Below are 17104 nucleotides of genomic sequence, written 5' to 3' on the forward strand. Positions count from 1 at the left end.
CTACTCATATGTTTACTATTGCGTCGCTAGAGTAAACTTCTTTACTAGTTTCTCCAAACTGTCCTCTACATGGTGGCAGTCGACGAAGAATACCTTCACTTCGGTACTTTGATCACCTTCATTTGTGTTGAAGTAGATTTCTTTCATTTGTTCAACTTCAGTATTCAATGGATAGATAAGCCAAATTTCTTTAGCGTGATATTTTTTAGCATAAGCATACATTTGATACATATCTGCCTGTGTAATTCCATAGTTATTGTGTGGCGTATTACTTAGCATTTTCCATTTTGTATCTAAAACAATTTTGCCAGCGCCATTAGTTAACACTATATCTGGTCGTAATGCAAATTTTCCTTGAAATAAATGATAGCCTTTATCCTGTAATTGCACCTGCCATGCTGAATTACTTAGTAGCTTTTTCAAATGAAAGCCAATATAAGACTCAAAAACTTTTTCCATTGGGAATAATAACGCTTTTCCAAATGAATTTCCCGAAAAAGTTGTAAAGCTTTCATCATTTAAAAAAATGTTAGACCATTGCATAATCGTTTCATATTCTTTTGAGTTACGATCAATCTTTACCTTTGAAAAGTCTTTGCTGTAGTTTTTTGATTGCTCAATCAGTTCAAAGTGTACGAGCAGTTTACGAATTTCGTTTATATTGTCATTACTTGTTGATTGTTTTAGCAGTTTAAGTAATGTAGCCTTGATTAAGCGATTTTCGGCCCGATTCATCCCGAACTCGTCGTAGCGTGTATAGAAACGTTCTCTATGAACAAGGTTATATTTTAATTGCTGTGAAAATACCATTTTACCTTTGTATACATTTAAGTTATCTTCCATCGCATAATAGGATGATTTAAGCCCCTTTTTAATCAGTTTTTGCACTTCTTGAATGTACAATCGAATGAAAATTTCCAATAATGTCATACGATCTGTCCGAAGGCTAGTCTCATTAAATGTTTTGCTAGGAAAATCTTGTAGCGATTTAAGCATTTTCACAAATGTTTTTTTAGGGTCAATGGCTGTTTTCCCATATATTTTTGGCAAAATTTGAATTTGTGTACCATTCTTCAATTGCACAATACCAACATAATTTTTTGTACGAATGACCTTTCCAACATGCCGCTTTGTGGAAACAGAGAAAAAATCGTATGCATCAACATCTTCCATTTCATTGCAGTGCAAAATCATATTTTCAAGCTGCTCGAAAGAATCCTTGTCTAAGTATATATACTCATCTTTATAAGCTTTATTGCATGTCAGGATATCGTATTCCTTAATTTCAATTAACCTCTTCATTCTCGACCCTTCCATATATCCCGATATAGCTTGATGGTTCCTCGAATGCATTTGCTTGAAGATGGTATTTTGTTTCTGGGAGGTCTATATCAATGTCTCGACCAAACAATCCTTTTATACTTAATATCTCATCTAAAATAAATCGATATTGCTTCGGCTTTAAATGATCTCCTAATACTAACTGAATCTTGCTGTAGTCTTCATAAAAATATTCTTGGAGAAGCGGAATAATCGCATTCTTAAAAATAGTAGCTAGATTTTCTAATGAATTGTCTTCTTTTAAGCTCATAAAATATGCATGACCAATAGTATGTTCACGATCATACAGTGCTTCAATACGAGCGTTCATGACTTCCATTAGACGTTGAATATGGATATTCCCAACTTTTATATCAGCTACTGCATTCAAATTTGGCAGCATTTCAATAAAGTCAAAGCGTCTTCTAAGTGCTGTATCCATCAGGGCAATCGAACGATCGGCTGTATTCATAGTTCCCAGTAAATAGACATTTTGAGGTACGCCAAAATCCTTTTTAGAATAGGGAAGCTTTACATGCATTTCTTCTTGCGCCCCAATTCGTTTTGTCGGCTCAATTAATGTAATAAGTTCACCAAAAATCTTCGATATATTGCCTCGATTAATTTCATCGATAATAAAGACATAGTTATTAGTGTTTTCTTCCACATCGATTTGATCATTTTGCGAGTATTTTAAAATTAAATTATTCACATCATTAATCGATAGTCTCCAAAGCTCATAAATGGTTTGCTGCACTAAGTTCGTTTTACCATTTAGCTCATAAATATTTTCATAGATATCCGTGGCAATCCATTCTACTTCTCGACTCCTTTTAAAATCTTCCTCAGCCTCTAACCATTCTGGCTCTCCCGTGATAATGCCAATTGCATCAATATGCTTTTGATCACCTAAGGAAAAGACAATATCTCCAACACTCATTCCCTCATAGAAATAGTACAAGGTATCTGAAGGATAGTCCCCATCCTCAATAAAGTCAGTACCTTCCTCATCCCAGCCTATACGAATTTGATTGTCCTTAAAGCATTCCTCTTTCAGCCAATTATTCCCACTGCCTCCTAGAGAAATCTTCCAAACTTTTTTATTTCCTTCCATCACCTGATTATGAGCAGTTAATTTTAATTGCTGCGCTTGCTCACAAAATTCTTTAAACACCCCTGATTCAATTTTGTATTGAATGCTCTCTTCTGCTTCATCGTTTAAAACAGGCTTGATTCCCTCAATAAACTCTTCATATCCATATGATTGATGAAAAGTAACGAATCGAATCTGACCTTGCTTTTTATACGCAAGATAACGTTCAAAAACGTCTTGATACGCTTCTGCACAAATCGCCTTAAATTCTTTATTCTCAATAATACTAACCGCGTAGTTCACTGTATTATACGTTTTCCCTGTTCCTGGTGGACCGTACAGGATTGTATTGATATTACATTTATTCATTTTTGGGGAGTCCTCCTCAATTATTAGGTTTGTTAAAATGAAATGAGTAAACTTTCCTTCAATGAAATCATATAATTCAGCAATTTTTTTCTGACCCATTATGGTCGTTACGGTTATTTCTCTATTTAATGCAGGGCGTTCTTTTTGGTTATTAAATTCTCCGTAATAAGATATTCTTCGCTTAATCGAATCATTAAAATCTCCTGCCACTAGATAGTTATAAATAGAACCAGTAGCATTTGCTACACAGTGAGATGATGCCAATGCAGGAGGAATTATATCTTTGTTTAATTCCTCCGCTTTTTTAACAATTTCACTCTGCTTAAAATACAAATCTTCACTTTTAACATTCTCTTTTTCGATAAATTTTTCATATGTTAATATTGCTCCTGCTAACCAAATAGCCTCTACCTTTTTCATAAAAAACCCTCTCTCGATCTGGTTCTATTAAAGTAAATTATCAGCCTTTTTCAAAGGAAATACCCAAACATTACGCATTCGTCCATCAACATCTTTCTGAAGATCAGTGTACGGGTCGGCAGCGAGAACTACCTCACCTCGATATGTATATTTCCCCTTTGTCATAACTTCAAAATAATGAACTGTTATACCATTTGATTTGGATTCAGCTAATGTCTTATTTTGTGACTTTAAATGCTGATCGCCCTTTTGTCCCATGCCAGTATAGTGATAAATTTCATTTACAGTCCTGTCATCATATAATTTTGTTCGATCTGATATTAACACTAAGGTATTTGTTCGGTGTGATCTTCTCATGCCACCCTGTGGAGAACATTTAAAAATTTCACAAAGTTGATGGTTATCAATTATCGTATTTATTTGTAAATCTTTTATTTCCTTCAATAAATTACACTCCCTACACTCATTATTTTATTTCCATTATAGTACCATAAATTTGTTCTAATTTTACTAATTGTTAATGAAATCAAACATAATTTCCAGTTATTTTTCACTAATTTATTCAAGTCTTTTAACAGAATTATTTGCTGCAAATTCCCTTTAAAATAAAAAGACGTGTAAGCAATAATAGCCTTCACGCCTTTCTATTTAATTTTTTCATGATTATCAACACTAAAAATTTTTTACGGATCAATTCATAAAAAATCAAATTGATACAGAGAATATTTCAAGTTAATTGTATCTTCTAAAGGAGCATGCGTAAAAACTTTTCAAAATGCACGCCTGCCTCACGGGGTACTTGCTCCTTCGAAGTAGCTTCAATTGCAGCGGCTAAAAATGTTTCCGCTAGTTTCATTGATTCCATTAAATCTTGTCCTCGCATCATGCCACCCATCATGATGGATGCGAACAGGTCGCCTGTACCTGAATAGCTCTCACCATTATAGTTGCGGATACTATGAAAAGACCGCTCAGAGTCGACAAACATATTCCCAACATAACGCTTGTCCACATCTGCTGCTGGTGGATTCAAACCAGTAATAATGACGTTTGCTCCAGTTGCTTGCTGTAACTGCTGACCTGCCTCTTCAAGGGCATGAATATAATCTGTATCAATTTGATAGCTCTTTAGCCTCTCATAGGATAAACCTGTAAGTAAGCAACATTCCGTAACATTTGGCGTAATAATGTCCGCACACTTTACTAATGCTCTCATACGATCAAGCAATTCACCGGTAAACATTTTATAGACTTCACCATGATCACCCATCACTGGATCAACAAGCAATGTCGTCTTCTTTGAGTGAAACACGTCTAAAAAGCGAAATATATTATCGATTTGCTCCTTACCTGTAACAAAGCCTGTGTGAATACCATCAAAGGTAGCTCCAAGCTTGCTCCACTCATCTATAAAAGAGTCCATCTTTGATGTTAAATCTTCGCAATAAAAGCTCGAATACCCCGTTTGTGCCGTTAAAATAGCTGTAGGTAGTGGCACAGCCTGTACACCCATCACAGACAGCACAGGCATCGCAGCCGTTAACGAGCACTTGCCAAAGGACGACATATCTTGAATTACCGCAACTTTTTTCATCATTCATTCCACCTAACTCATCCTGCTTTTACTCTCCTCATCGTATCACAATTAGATAAATGCGAAAATAACCTCAAACTGACCCTTAACTTTTTTATAAAATTGACACTTTTACAACAGTCAGTCCTTTGCTAAAGTAAAAATCATCAAAATATTCATCATAGTGAGGAAGAGACAAATGCAAAATATACAAAGGCCAACATCCTATACAAAATCACGCACTAAAACATTTGATTTAGTCATTACAGCCATTTTAGCAGCACTTGTTTTTGTTGCTACAATGTTTATCAATCTTAAGCTACCGATCGGGCAAGGTGGACTTATCCACTTAGGAACATCCATGCTGTTTATTTCTGCTATTTTATTCGGACCTAAAAAAGGTGCACTTGCTGGAGCCATTGGAATGGGCTTATTCGATATCGTAGGTGGCTGGTTAATTTGGGCACCCACGACTATTATTTCACGCGCATTACAAGGCTTCATTGTTGGTAAAATTGCTTGGTCAAAAGGACATAAAGGTGATAATCTTGGGCTGAATATTTTAGGAGCAGTAGTATCAATGCCCGTGATGATTGCCGTTTACTATGTTGGGCAAGCCATTATGTTCAACAGCTGGATTGCCCCGATGGCATCCATTCCAGGAGACATCATTCAAAACATCGTAGGCTTAGTTATCGCCATCCCAGTATGTGTTGTACTGAAAAAAACACCATACTTCAAAAAGAATTTTTAATGGAAATACGCCATCTTGCTGTTTTACACAGTACAGATGGCGTTTTTTATGGTGTGCTATGCAGAAACAATGAATTTCAAGATAAAGCGAAACTAGCCTTGATTTTTTTCATACTATAGGGTGGAGGTGTAAAAATGCCAAGAGTAAAATACCGTGATGCAGACGTTGCTTTAATGGCAAGGATGATGAGAGCAGAAGCTGAGGGTGAAGGAAAACAAGGCATGCTTTACGTGGGCAATGTCATTGTCAATCGTGCAGTAGCATCTTGTTTAGACTTCAACGATGTTAGAACGATTGAGCAGGTTATTTATCAGGTACAAGGTGGAAACTATTCTTTCGAAGCCGTTCAAAAAGGCAATATGTTTTACCAACGAGCGAGAGAAACGGAAAAAAGATTAGCGAAACAGAACTTAGATTTCTGGCGAGATCATCCAGCAAAATACGCACTTTGGTACTTCAATCCATATGCCCCATGTCCCCCAACATGGTACGGCCAGCCGTTTACAGGGCAATTTAAGAATCATTGCTTCTATGAACCTGCTCCAGATACTTGTGCTAGTGTATATATGGGATAGTTAGTTCATCGTTGAAAAGGGAATACCTCAATCGCAGGTATTCCCTTTATTCTCCTATTATTTAACATGGCTTAATCCATTACTTTCAAAAGCTTTTCCTTAAACATTATCACACCAATCAAGCCAATTATTGAAAATATCACTGGCGAAATGAAGCCATAGTAGTACCCATCACTTACATTTCCTGTGGCAACTTGAAAGTAATCTAAAATATAGCCAAAAATAATGGGCAACAATGCAGCACTTAGAAAGCCACCTGTATTGGCAAACCCAGAAACAATGCCGGATTCAGTTAGAGGGAAAGTTTGACGAACTGCCGCAAAGGTTAAGGCACTTGCGCCATAGCCAAAGCCAATGAGAAAGAATAGGACGATGAGCATGAAAAATGTAGGATGTCCTTTCAATAAAAGAAATGAAAACCAGCTCAATAAAACTGTAATATGAACAACAATATATGGTTTTTTAATCGTTCCTAGCCAGCCGGCAATCCAACTCATTAAAGGAGCTCCTATAAGCGCCCCGACTAATCCAACCATAATCAGCTGACTAGCCTCTGAACGGGACATCTCATACATATTGATCCCATATGGTACTGCCCACGAACTGATAAAACCAACATAACCTCCAACAACGCCAAAATGGCAAAAAAATAAAGCCCATGCTTGCCTGCTTGAAAATATTCTTCGTAATAATATGGAGCTTTTTTCACGTTGTATTTCTTCAGTTATGCTTATGGGTTCCTTTGAAAAGATACGTTTCGTGTTTTTTATAAGCACAAAATAAAGAAGTACACCACATAAACATAATAATAATCCCGTTGAAAAAAAGGTGATTCGCCAACCTAATAAAAGGATCAATGTAGCAAAAGGAACTGTCGCCAATAAGAAGCCTAAGCTCCCAGTCATGCCTGCAAAGCCAATTAATCGAACAAACTCCTTTTTATGAAACCATTGTGCCAAAATAAGCACCATATTCACCCATATGGTCGCATCTCCTACGCCAGTAAGCATTCTAGAAAAGAATAGGACAACTTCATGTGTACCTAGACTGTAAAGAATGGTCCCTATTCCTGTAAGGGTGGCACCAATGATGAGGAAAAAGTTTGGCCCAAATCGATCAGCTAAAATCCCCATCGGAATTTGCAAACTCGTGTACACAAAAAATTGAATACTCGTCAATAACCCGATTGTCGATGCCGTTACCCCAAAATCCTTCATCAATTGATCTGTAATTAACCCTGGAGCAGTTCGCTGACTTGCCATTAACAAATAGGTAAACAATACAGCAACAAACACAATCCATCTGTACTTATGTTGTTGTTTGTCCAATAATCACTACTCCTATTAGCTTTTATTTTATGTATATGAGTTTAAGGTCAGGATGAAGACCTGCTTTTGAGGAAGCTTCAAAATTACGTCAAGAAAACGCACCTAGTCTATGCTAAGTGCGTTGATGCTATATTATACTGCTGGTTGAGGCTGTTCACTGACATGTACTACTGGTTTAAGGTCTTTCCAAGGCATTGCTTCTTCTAATTGTCTACCTAGCTGTAATAACGTCAATTCATCTGCAAATTTACCTGTCATTTGTAGACCAATTGGTAAGCCTGATTTACTTTCTGCTAAAGGCAATGATAAGGAAGGCTGACCTGTAGCATTAAATAAATTTGTAAACGGTGCATACGTGAAAATTTGCTCCGTCCATTCAACAGCTGAAATGTTAGGATTGTTCGCATTTAATTCACCAATTTTAGCAGGAAGCGTGCCAATTGTTGGACTCAATAAAATGTCATAGTCTTCAAAGAAGCTTGCAACTTGACGTGAAACGACTGCATTTGTATGAATAGCTTCCAATAAATCAGCCGCCTTTAAATGACCACCATATTCATAGCATTTCCAAATGGCTGCTTCAATATTGTCTGGAGAAACTGCTTTACCAGTTCCCGCTGCGGCACCCTTAATCATTTGATAAATATTTGCTGTCCAAATATCAACCGTCGCCTTTGTAAATGATGCTTGTTCATATTTCGGACGCGCTTCTACTACTTCGTGTCCTAGGTCTTTTAAAACTTGGGCTGTTTTATGAACTGCTTCTATACATTCCGGATCGACAAATGCCCCAGAATTTGCTTCAGTTGTCCAAGCAATTTTTAGAGGGCGCACTTTTTCTTGGATAAGTTGTCCATACGGTGCATGCGTTACTTCTAATTTGGAATAGCTCCCTAAATCAGGGCCTGCTACTTGATCCAGTAGCACCGCTGTATCACGAATTGTACGAGTCACAGCGAACTCAATGGCAATACCATTTAAAGGCTCACTATTAAATGGACCAGCGGGAACTCTTCCTCGTGTAGGTTTCAATCCAACTAGCCCACTACAGGAAGCGGGAATACGAATAGAACCACCGCCATCATTGGCATGAGCGATTGGCACAATACCACTCGCAACAGCTGCTGCTGATCCACCACTCGAACCACCTGGACTATGATTTAAATTCCATGGATTGCGCGTTGCACCATAAATAACCGCTTCAGTAGCTGCATTATAGCCAAACTCAGGTGTTGTCGTAGTACCTGCTAAAATCAAGCCAGCCTTTCTAAAACGCGCCATTAATTCACTATCGACCGGAATAATCGTATTTTCCCCTATACGACTCCCCATACTATGCGGTACACCCTCTGCATGTAACACAAGCTCTTTAATTAAAAATGGAACACCTGAAAACGGAGCATTTTCATCAACCTTCTCAATTGCTTTGTCAGCCTGCTCTTCTAACACACTAACGACCGCATTAATGGATGGATTTACTTTTTTTATTCCTTCTAACGCTAGCTCCTTTAACTCCTGTGGTGTTACTTCCTTTGATTTTACTAACTCTGCCAACCCAATACCGTCATATGATGCATACTCTTGTAAATTCATATCATCACCTCGTATAGTAGTCATCTTGCAATTACAATGTACTGAATATTCTAAAATTAAGATATTACCCGAAAGGATAATTCTGTTTTAAGTAGAATATAAATGCATAATAGAGAAACGAGGTGTTTTCATGTTTTTGGAAAATGATCTAGAAAACATTCTTAAAGCGAGCTATCATATTTCGAATATGAATGTGAAACAAAGTAATGAAAGTTTTAAACATGAACTATTGCATACATTAAGTCAGCATCTCGGCTATCACCATATGTTATTTTGGGAAATATCGAATAATGAATTAGATGCTCCTGTGCTTTTAAATATAGAGGGTCATACGATTAATGATTATTTACAAATATATCAAAAATTTGATCCATTACACCCTCAAAATATAGGTACACAGCATTCCATTCAGCTAATGAATAGGAATGAAGTTATGTGTCTGCAAAAACAAACCCACTATAAAGAAGTTTTTTTAAAAGAAAATCGCTATGAAGATGAAATGGCGATGTATTTGAGGGTAGACAATAAGCTCGTAGCGGTTATTGGCTTTTTAAGGAAAACAGGAGAAAAGTTATTTAATGAAAAAGATATTTTAAAATTAGTGTATTTGAAAAGAAATATCGAAAATATGTATTCCCTTCATCACTATTCACAGCCCTCCATCCTATTTAAAATGACGGAACGAGAAAGAGAAGTTTTAAACTTTGTTTTCAAAGGCTTGAAAAATGGAGAAATCGCCCAGCAATTATTCGTCAGTGAAAATACGATTAAAAAACATCTTCAAAACCTATATAGAAAGTTTCAAGTAACCAATCGCACCCAGCTACTAGCAAAGTGTTTGAAGTATATTGATCATGTTTAGTAGGTTCCTCCAAAGAATAATTTCCTGTTCGATACCCACATATTGTGACATTGAACTCTTCTACAAACTGGAGCCTTATAGATATGATTTGTCATTTGGACTATAAGGGTATATATAATATTTTCTAAATTGACATTAGAAAAGAGACATTTCCAAGATCAAAATGTCTCTTTTCTATCATGTTTGATATTTATTTATCATAGATGTTCATTAGCTACACTTTTATTTTGTTTTGGCAGTTTCAATAATCCATTTAGCTAAATTGTCTATTTGTCCTTCTACTGCAATTGGGTCTCTAAACCATGACTCACTTTCCGTCCACAAGTATACTTTTCCATCTCGAATCGCAGGCAAGTTACCCCAAATCGGATCAGCCTGCAGTTCCTCCAACGTTGATTTTGTTGTTAAAACCAAATAATCTCCAGTATATTCAGGAAGCATTTCTAGCGAAAACTCGTAAAATGATTCAGCTAGCATATGTTCTGGAACCGTTGAGGGTGGATTCGCACCTAATATTTCATACATAATTCGACCGCCGCGTCCAGACTTTGATCCGAATAAGAATACCTTTCCATCATACTCCTGCATGATGGAAACTGTCTCTCCCTCACCAAGTGCAGCTTGAACTTCATCACGTAATTTACCAGTGCGACTCTCAAAATCGGTAATCCATTGTTCAGCTACATCCTTTTTGTCTAATAAATCACCGAAATAACGCATTTCCTCCTGAATCGTTTCAAAGCTATTATAAGGCATAGCCACGGTTGGCGCGATGAGTGAATATTTGTCCACTGTTTCTTCTTTATTAATATTTGTAATGATTAAATCTGGTTTCAATTCAACCAGTGCTTCTAGCGAATCTCCTACATCCGTTACACCATCAAGCATCCCTTCTAAATACGGGCTTTCCATCAATAAAAAATCAGATGCAACTGGTTGGACGTCAAGTGCCAACACCGTTCCTAAATAGGCAGGTGCTGCTATACGTTGTGGTTGTATAGGCACTTCTACATCTCCGAGTGCCGTCTTAATTGTTCGCATTTGGATGTTGGCAGGTGCCTCTGACTTTACTTGATTCGATTTTGTTGCACCACTATTTCCGTTAGCCCCTTCTGATGATGTTCCACATCCTGATGCGACCATAGTCAGACACAATAGTGCCATCGCTAATAGATTTTTCTTTCTAATTTCCATATCATTTCCTCCATCTAACATTAATTGATAATGAATATCATTACCATTTAAATGATACATTGCTGGATGTGGTGCAACAATGGACAGATTTGACCTATTCATTGTATCTTTCGAACCTATATACTGATATTGCTTGCGGTATTCTCCTGGAGTTATGCCTGTTTGTTTCTTAAACATACGGTTAAAATAGACCGTGTCTGGATATCCAACATAAGCAGCTACTTCCTGTAGCGTCGCTTCGGTATCACACAGCAATTTTCGCGCCAAGTCTATGCGTAATCGAATCGTATAATCAAGTGGACTGCATCCCATCTGCTCTTTGAATTTCCTCGAAACGTACTGTGGAGTGTAATTCATTTGCTGGGCCAACTGCTCCATAGAAATCATACCACGATAATTTTTTGCGATATAGCGGACAACTTGTTCTGTTAGAGATGGGGCGTGAGCATGCTCCAGCCGCTCCTGTAACGTTGCATGTACGAAACGGATGAATTCCCCCTTGGCCTTCAGTTTTCTCAATTCATGGACATCCTTCATGTTTTTCTCTTTGTCTATCTGCCCATTGTCTATTTGTTGCCAGTCGGTAAGCATTGTTTCTAGCATCTCCAGCATAACGAGCGGTTCGGATGGTGACACTGCCCAGCTTTGCATAAATGGATTGTCTGTTTGCATCATCATATGAAACTCCCGCAATGCTGAAGCGGGTAAAGAAGCATTGTATAAAATCATGTAGGTGTCAAGAAAGTCAGTGGATTGAACCGTTATCCGCTGCCCCTTGCCGATATGTATTAAATGAAACCGTTCGGATAGCCATACTTCATCGTTTGTCCACAGTTCAGCATGGCCATTTGCCACAAACATAAACATGCTTGCTGGTGTTACATAATCACAAATCACATCGCCGCGCCCTATTCGTTTTATCCGAATGTCGAGTACACGAATGTCAACTTGATTCCACAATTGAATTTGTTCACCTATATTCATAATAAAACCACGTAACGACTACTATCTACCCAGTCCATTAGATTGCTCCTTCCCATGCATATTACAATTGAAATTATTTATGATAATCATTCTCATTTTGATTTTTGTTTCAAGATATGTCAAGGACAGTCAAATCATTTCTGACTAGATGAAGAATTCCAATTAAGGACGTAGCTTGTTACACCGTTGTGTGTAATTTATTTATGATTTCAAATAGCTTAAAACAGCCTCTATTTTTTTCTCAGCAGGAAATTTCCCCATAGAAAAAACTGCATCATCAATTGGTAGAGTGTGTCTAACAATTGGTGGTGCAGTTCTGATTTTGATTCTAACTATAGGGGTGCGGTCCCATTCTTTTACTTAATTACTTTGCACTTTATACACTTTACTATCAAGCTGTCTATTTATTGCCTGCTGTAAAAATCGTGTAGCGGTAAATAGTTTATCTTCATCAATATTCGTTTGCACGCCTATACGATGTAGGAAATTTACTAAATCATTCGTTGACACATTGCCGCTTGCACCAGGGGCATAGGGGCACCCCCCCAAACCACCAATAGCACTGTCGTATTTTGTAATCCCGAGTTCAAGTGCTGCAAATATATTCGCTAAAGCACGGCCATACGTATCATGAAAATGAAGGGCAAACAAATCATGGTCGTATCGAGTGAGCAGCTCTGATAAAATAGCCTTTACTTGTACAGGGTCTGCTATACCAATTGTATCGCCGAGTGAAATTTCAGAAACGCCCATTTCTAGATAGGCATCAATGATTTCCTTCACTTTTTTAAGCTTTACTTCGTCACCAAACGGACTGCCAAATACAGTTGAAATATAGCCTCTTAACGATATACCTTCACGATTTGCTACTTCAGCTACAGCTTTTAAGTTTTGCAAAGATTGGCTGATTGAAGCGTTTACATTACTTTGATTATGTTCCTCAGAAGCAGAAATAAATAAAGCAATTTCATCAACCTTTTGTTGGATGGCCCCTTCTATCCCTTTCAAATTGGGCACAAGAGCTGCATACGTTATTTTTTCATGACGTGTGATTTGCTCGAATACTTCATGATGATCGGCTAAAGCCGGTATCCACTTTGGACTAACAAAAGAGGATACCTCGATATGGCGGACACCTGTTTCACTTATTAAGTTAATCCATTGCACCTTCAAATCAGTTGGAATAAAAATTTTCTCATTTTGTAAGCCGTCACGCGGACCTACTTCTCTTATTTCCACTGCTTTTGGTAAGTTCATCAAGATACACTTCCTTTAATTAAATGCCGAACAGTTGTAGCATAATCCAACTTGATGCGTAGAATACCATGAATTGCACACCGGCTCCTACACCTAAAATTCGATTTAATAAACCACCAACAGTTGCGACTGTAAATGTTAACACTACTCCTAGCAATTGCGCCTCGTTATAGGCAAGCAAGAATGCTAAACCGATGAACATCGCTACGATTGCTTCCTGGCTAATATATTTCAATACTAATACAGACGCTTTACGTGCATAATTCATCGCAAATGGATAAGCAATTAAAGCAGCTACACTAATACCGATTAACCCAAAAATGAAAAAATCCCATGAAGACATTAGCGTGTGTAAGTTGTTTACTGGATCTACTGTAAAAATCGGTGGTGCATTAAATAAAGGTGATGCTGGTCCAAGTGCAACTGGACTTAACGGAATACCGAATGCAATTAATGGAATAATCGCTTCAGCAATATAAGTCGATTCCGTTACACCATTCATTACAGTAAGACTCGTTGTTGATTTTTTATAGGCACCTTTTGTGCGAGAGCCTACAATTTCCCCCATCAATGACGTCATCCCAACAGGACTGAAGACAAATGTGAGGGAGGAAAGAAACGTTGTAATACTCGTAAAAATGGTCTGCCTTTTCGATAAAATTTTAAATGGATTTGGGAAATAGCCTTTCCATGATTTCGTTTCAGGAGCAAGATTATATTGATTTGGCTTACTACGTGCTAGATCATTTTTAGCAACAGAAGATGCCGCCATTAAAATATTACAAAACATTGGTCCAATGGCAATTCCTAAAAAGAATGTAATGCTTAAATGTTTATCCAGCATCGCAAAGCTAACGCTATCTAAAGCTTTAATGAAAAACGCAAATGGGATAATGATTAATATACTTGCCCATTTTCCTTTTGAAAAGAACGCGATTAAAATAGCGGCAAGTGTAAAAATGATGCCTGATGAAGATTTAAAAAAGTCGGCAAATTGACCTAAAAACTGACCTAAAAGTACAGCTGTTGGTAGGGCGATAAATGCACCGATAACGCCGCCGGAAATCATTTTACGTAGCGCCACGTGGGGCATCCCTAAACGGCGTAATGTATTGGCATGGTCAATTAAAGGTACAGCTGTTGTGTCCCCAGGAATACCTAATAATGCAGTTGGTACAGCATGTGTTAAGTGCTTAGCTAACACGCCTGCCATGAAAAAGGCGAATACCCCTTCAGGAGGCGCTCCCAGCAAAATAACTAACAGCGTAATTGGTACCATAATCGCTGTTTCATCTGTACCTGAAATAAGCCCAATGACAGTAAAGATTGCTGCACCCAAAAGGGCAAATAGAAGAGCAATTAAATAAATACTCATTTTTTATCCGCTCCTTTCAAGCCTTGTAAGCTAGAAAGAATACCAAAATCCTCGAGCTCTTTTTTTGTCACCGGATCTTCCTCGATTAAGCGTATTTCCTCGTCTATATCAATTTGTAAATCTTCAAATGCTTCCTTTAAAGAATGACTGGATGCTTCATCTTCTACTAAAATACGTTTTGGTTTAAAAAGAATCGTATTAATAGCAACAACAATCAGAATACCTGCAATGCCTGTTAACAATGAATACGAGTTAATCATTTGAGGGTCTGCAAACTTCGGAAAAACCCACTGGCCAAACTGATAGCCTAAAAAGCTTGCGGCAACGCTTAAAATAATTGAAAGAATTAACTGATTACCAGAAACTGTGTCACCTAAAATTTCAATAAACTTTTTTTCCTCTACATTTTTTTGCTCATTGTATGGAGTATTCGCCATGTTTTATTCACCTCGCAGAGAGTTTGTAATCTCTAAAACACGATCATAACGGAAATCTTTCTCTTCTACCGCCTGCTGCACAACACGATCAATAATATCGCCTGTTGCCCCAGCCATTACAGCCAAGTTTTTCGCATGCAAACGCATATGACCAGATTGAATACCCTCTGCTGAAAGTGCGCGTAAGCTTGCTAGATTTTCTACTAATCCAACTGCGGCAATGTAGCTGGCTAGCTCCTCTGCAGATTGCACATCCATAATTTTTAGCGCTGCTTTTGCAACTGGATGAGTCTTCGTAGCCCCTCCCACAATACCAACAGCTAATGGCAATTCCAATGTACCAACAAGATTGCCTGCTTTATTTAGCTCCCACGTTGTTAAAGAACGATATCTACCAGAACGAGCAGCATAGGCATGAGCACCAGCCTCAACAGCGCGTGTATCGTTACCCGATGCCAATACTGCGGCTGTGATACCATTCATAACCCCTTTATTATGTGTGGCAGCTCGATACGGGTCAGCATCTGCAAATTCGTAAGCACTTACAATATTTTTGGCAATTTCTATACCGCCAAGCATTTCTGTTGAGAATTCACCACGCGCACGGACAATACGTTTATCTGCTAAATTTGAGATAATCCGTAGCACAACTCGTCCATTTGTAATCCGTTCGATTAATGGTGACACAGATTCTGCCATTGTATTGACAGCGTTTGCCCCCATTGCATCCTTCGTATCTACGATTAAATGGACGACAACCATTGTTTCTTTTGCTGTGTCGATTAAGTGTACTTCTATATCCTTCACTCCACCGCCTAACTTGACTAACGTTGGATCTTTTTCATTACAATGCTCGATAATCTCATCTTTATGTTCAAAAATTTTCGCTCTCGCTGCATGAGGATCCTCAATATTTAATACCTGAATCTGTCCACGCATAACTGTTCCCGAGCTGGAAGTAAAAATACCCCCTAACTCATATGCTGTACGTGCCGCATTACTAGCCGCAGCGATTACTGACGGCTCTTCCGTAGCCATCGGAATAAATACCTCTTTGCCATTCACCTTAAAGTTGGCCGCTACCCCTAGAGGCACTGAAATATGTCCAATAACATTTTCAACCATTGCATCTGCAAGCTCTAATGAAATTCCACTTTTTAAAGCTTCAACTTCCTCGTTGGTTAAATTTGATTTTTCAGCGATTAACTTAATTCGCTCTTCTACTGAAAGTAAATAAAATCCTTTAATTCGTGAAGTCATCCCTATACCCCCAAAAATAAAAAAAGTGTAATATAATTCAACTTAGTTGAATAACATTACACCAATTGTAAATTGTCTGAATAGTATTGTAAACAAGAAATTTGCATTTTCGATAATATTTACGTTTAAAGGAAAGATTTAATCCTCAACATAAATCGTTAATACCTTTGAGTTTTCCGCAGAATTGTTAATAAAGATATGCTCCTTTTTCCCAGAAAAATACGCAGAATCCCCCTCTTCTAAATTGTAAAATTTATGATCATATTTCAAGACGATACTACCCGAAATGACATAAATAAATTCATCATTATCATGTGTATAAGGGGCTAAATTTTCCGCTCCATTATGTACAGTAACAATAGAAGGATTGATATTGCTCATATAACTCTTATTCGCCAACAGCTCATATTGATAGCCAAGTTCATTCGTTTCAACAGTCTCATTGCGCTCTTTTTTCGAGACAATCGAAATGCCATCAAATTGATCCTGGATAACAAACCAAGCCATTGGCACATCAAATATTTCTGCAATCTTGGACAATGTTACCAGACTCGGTGTCGCTTTGCCATTTTCTATTTTTGAAATATGGCTTTTCGTTAAATTAATCTGCGAAGCTAAATCATCCTGAGACATTTTATTTTTCTTCCGCATCTGCTTTATTTTTACTCCAACTTCTAGTAAGTTCATCTATTCCAGTCCCCTCAATCATT

At 37.6% G+C, this 17104-nt stretch carries 15 protein-coding genes; 3 read left to right on the top strand and 12 right to left on the bottom strand.

Going from position 1 to position 17104, the window contains the following annotated elements; translation table 11 throughout:
- Window positions 1–15: 15 nt before the first annotated feature.
- From ACEVFT_RS13520 to ACEVFT_RS13535, 4 genes are all read right to left on the bottom strand, one after another.
- Window positions 16–1302, bottom strand: coding sequence for an McrC family protein (locus ACEVFT_RS13520; protein WP_393950296.1), 1287 nt, complete (start codon window positions 1300–1302; stop codon window positions 16–18).
- Window positions 1286–3202, bottom strand: a complete 1917-nt coding sequence (locus ACEVFT_RS13525) for an McrB family protein (RefSeq protein WP_393950297.1) — start codon at window positions 3200–3202, stop codon at window positions 1286–1288. The genes ACEVFT_RS13520 and ACEVFT_RS13525 overlap by 17 nt, the downstream gene beginning before the upstream one ends.
- A 27-nt stretch (window positions 3203–3229) precedes the next feature.
- Complete coding sequence (locus ACEVFT_RS13530) at window positions 3230–3646, bottom strand: SRA domain-containing endonuclease (RefSeq protein ID WP_131521186.1); 417 nt, start codon at window positions 3644–3646, stop codon at window positions 3230–3232.
- Window positions 3647–3947: 301 nt separating this feature from the next.
- Entirely contained in the window at window positions 3948–4796 is an 849-nt protein-coding gene (locus ACEVFT_RS13535) for a pyridoxamine kinase (protein ID WP_393950298.1), read from the bottom strand.
- A 178-nt stretch (window positions 4797–4974) separates the two neighbouring features.
- On the opposite strand from ACEVFT_RS13535, the gene ACEVFT_RS13540 reads away from it, so the two are divergent.
- Together ACEVFT_RS13540 and ACEVFT_RS13545 are read left to right on the top strand one after the other, a co-directional pair.
- Window positions 4975–5529: an ECF transporter S component gene (locus tag ACEVFT_RS13540; protein ID WP_393950300.1), complete on the top strand. Its 555-nt coding sequence runs from the start codon at window positions 4975–4977 to the stop codon at window positions 5527–5529.
- Between the two features lie 134 nt (window positions 5530–5663).
- Window positions 5664–6104, top strand: a complete 441-nt coding sequence (locus tag ACEVFT_RS13545) for a cell wall hydrolase (protein WP_205445351.1) — start codon at window positions 5664–5666, stop codon at window positions 6102–6104.
- 71 nt (window positions 6105–6175) lie between these two features.
- On the opposite strand, the gene ACEVFT_RS13550 is transcribed toward ACEVFT_RS13545, so the two are convergent.
- Both ACEVFT_RS13550 and ACEVFT_RS13555 read right to left on the bottom strand, forming a co-directional pair.
- Complete coding sequence (locus ACEVFT_RS13550; RefSeq protein WP_393950302.1) at window positions 6176–7432, bottom strand: MFS transporter; 1257 nt, start codon at window positions 7430–7432, stop codon at window positions 6176–6178.
- A gap of 132 nt (window positions 7433–7564) precedes the next feature.
- Window positions 7565–9025 (bottom strand): amidase, encoded by a 1461-nt coding sequence (locus tag ACEVFT_RS13555; RefSeq protein WP_393950304.1) that lies wholly within the window; start codon window positions 9023–9025, stop codon window positions 7565–7567.
- Between the two features lie 130 nt (window positions 9026–9155).
- Here ACEVFT_RS13555 and ACEVFT_RS13560 point away from each other — a divergent pair, with 130 nt between their 5' ends.
- Complete coding sequence (locus tag ACEVFT_RS13560; protein ID WP_393950305.1) at window positions 9156–9887, top strand: response regulator transcription factor; 732 nt, start codon at window positions 9156–9158, stop codon at window positions 9885–9887.
- Between the two features lie 222 nt (window positions 9888–10109).
- Here the strand turns inward: ACEVFT_RS13560 and ACEVFT_RS13565 are convergent, their stop codons facing one another.
- From ACEVFT_RS13565 to ACEVFT_RS13590, 6 genes are all read right to left on the bottom strand, one after another.
- On the bottom strand, window positions 10110–12065 hold the full coding sequence (locus tag ACEVFT_RS13565; RefSeq protein WP_393950307.1) for an AraC family transcriptional regulator: 1956 nt from the start codon (window positions 12063–12065) through the stop codon (window positions 10110–10112).
- A gap of 360 nt (window positions 12066–12425) precedes the next feature.
- Complete coding sequence (locus tag ACEVFT_RS13570) at window positions 12426–13322, bottom strand: hydroxymethylglutaryl-CoA lyase (protein WP_393950308.1); 897 nt, start codon at window positions 13320–13322, stop codon at window positions 12426–12428.
- A gap of 19 nt (window positions 13323–13341) precedes the next feature.
- A complete protein-coding gene (locus ACEVFT_RS13575) occupies window positions 13342–14697 on the bottom strand; it encodes a tripartite tricarboxylate transporter permease (RefSeq protein WP_205445360.1) in 1356 nt (451 codons plus the stop codon).
- On the bottom strand, window positions 14694–15134 hold the full coding sequence (locus ACEVFT_RS13580) for a hypothetical protein (protein WP_205445362.1): 441 nt from the start codon (window positions 15132–15134) through the stop codon (window positions 14694–14696). Before ACEVFT_RS13580 ends, ACEVFT_RS13575 begins: the two co-directional genes overlap by 4 nt.
- 3 nt (window positions 15135–15137) lie before the next feature.
- Complete coding sequence (locus ACEVFT_RS13585; protein WP_393950311.1) at window positions 15138–16394, bottom strand: hydroxymethylglutaryl-CoA reductase, degradative; 1257 nt, start codon at window positions 16392–16394, stop codon at window positions 15138–15140.
- 138 nt (window positions 16395–16532) lie between these two features.
- The gene (locus ACEVFT_RS13590; protein ID WP_205445365.1) at window positions 16533–17081 is read right to left on the bottom strand and encodes a helix-turn-helix domain-containing protein; all 549 of its coding nucleotides are present in this window, start codon (window positions 17079–17081) and stop codon (window positions 16533–16535) included.
- Window positions 17082–17104 lie beyond the last annotated feature (23 nt).

The sequence above is a fragment of the Lysinibacillus sp. PWR01 genome (genome assembly GCF_043359455.1).
Classification (GTDB): domain Bacteria; phylum Bacillota; class Bacilli; order Bacillales_A; family Planococcaceae; genus Lysinibacillus; species Lysinibacillus fusiformis_F.

What these genes read in the sequence shown, in the direction of transcription:
- ACEVFT_RS13520 (WP_393950296.1), bottom strand. Translation starts at nt 1,302, where the DNA reads ATGAAGAGGTTAATTGAAATTAAGGAATACGATATCCTGACATGCAAT.
- ACEVFT_RS13525 (WP_393950297.1), bottom strand. Translation starts at nt 3,202, where the DNA reads ATGAAAAAGGTAGAGGCTATTTGGTTAGCAGGAGCAATATTAACATAT.
- ACEVFT_RS13535 (WP_393950298.1), bottom strand. Translation starts at nt 4,796, where the DNA reads ATGAAAAAAGTTGCGGTAATTCAAGATATGTCGTCCTTTGGCAAGTGC.
- ACEVFT_RS13540 (WP_393950300.1), top strand. Translation starts at nt 4,975, where the DNA reads ATGCAAAATATACAAAGGCCAACATCCTATACAAAATCACGCACTAAA.
- ACEVFT_RS13545 (WP_205445351.1), top strand. Translation starts at nt 5,664, where the DNA reads ATGCCAAGAGTAAAATACCGTGATGCAGACGTTGCTTTAATGGCAAGG.
- ACEVFT_RS13555 (WP_393950304.1), bottom strand. Translation starts at nt 9,025, where the DNA reads ATGAATTTACAAGAGTATGCATCATATGACGGTATTGGGTTGGCAGAG.
- ACEVFT_RS13560 (WP_393950305.1), top strand. Translation starts at nt 9,156, where the DNA reads ATGTTTTTGGAAAATGATCTAGAAAACATTCTTAAAGCGAGCTATCAT.
- ACEVFT_RS13565 (WP_393950307.1), bottom strand. Translation starts at nt 12,065, where the DNA reads ATGAATATAGGTGAACAAATTCAATTGTGGAATCAAGTTGACATTCGT.
- ACEVFT_RS13570 (WP_393950308.1), bottom strand. Translation starts at nt 13,322, where the DNA reads ATGAACTTACCAAAAGCAGTGGAAATAAGAGAAGTAGGTCCGCGTGAC.
- ACEVFT_RS13575 (WP_205445360.1), bottom strand. Translation starts at nt 14,697, where the DNA reads ATGAGTATTTATTTAATTGCTCTTCTATTTGCCCTTTTGGGTGCAGCA.
- ACEVFT_RS13580 (WP_205445362.1), bottom strand. Translation starts at nt 15,134, where the DNA reads ATGGCGAATACTCCATACAATGAGCAAAAAAATGTAGAGGAAAAAAAG.
- ACEVFT_RS13585 (WP_393950311.1), bottom strand. Translation starts at nt 16,394, where the DNA reads ATGACTTCACGAATTAAAGGATTTTATTTACTTTCAGTAGAAGAGCGA.
- ACEVFT_RS13590 (WP_205445365.1), bottom strand. Translation starts at nt 17,081, where the DNA reads ATGAACTTACTAGAAGTTGGAGTAAAAATAAAGCAGATGCGGAAGAAA.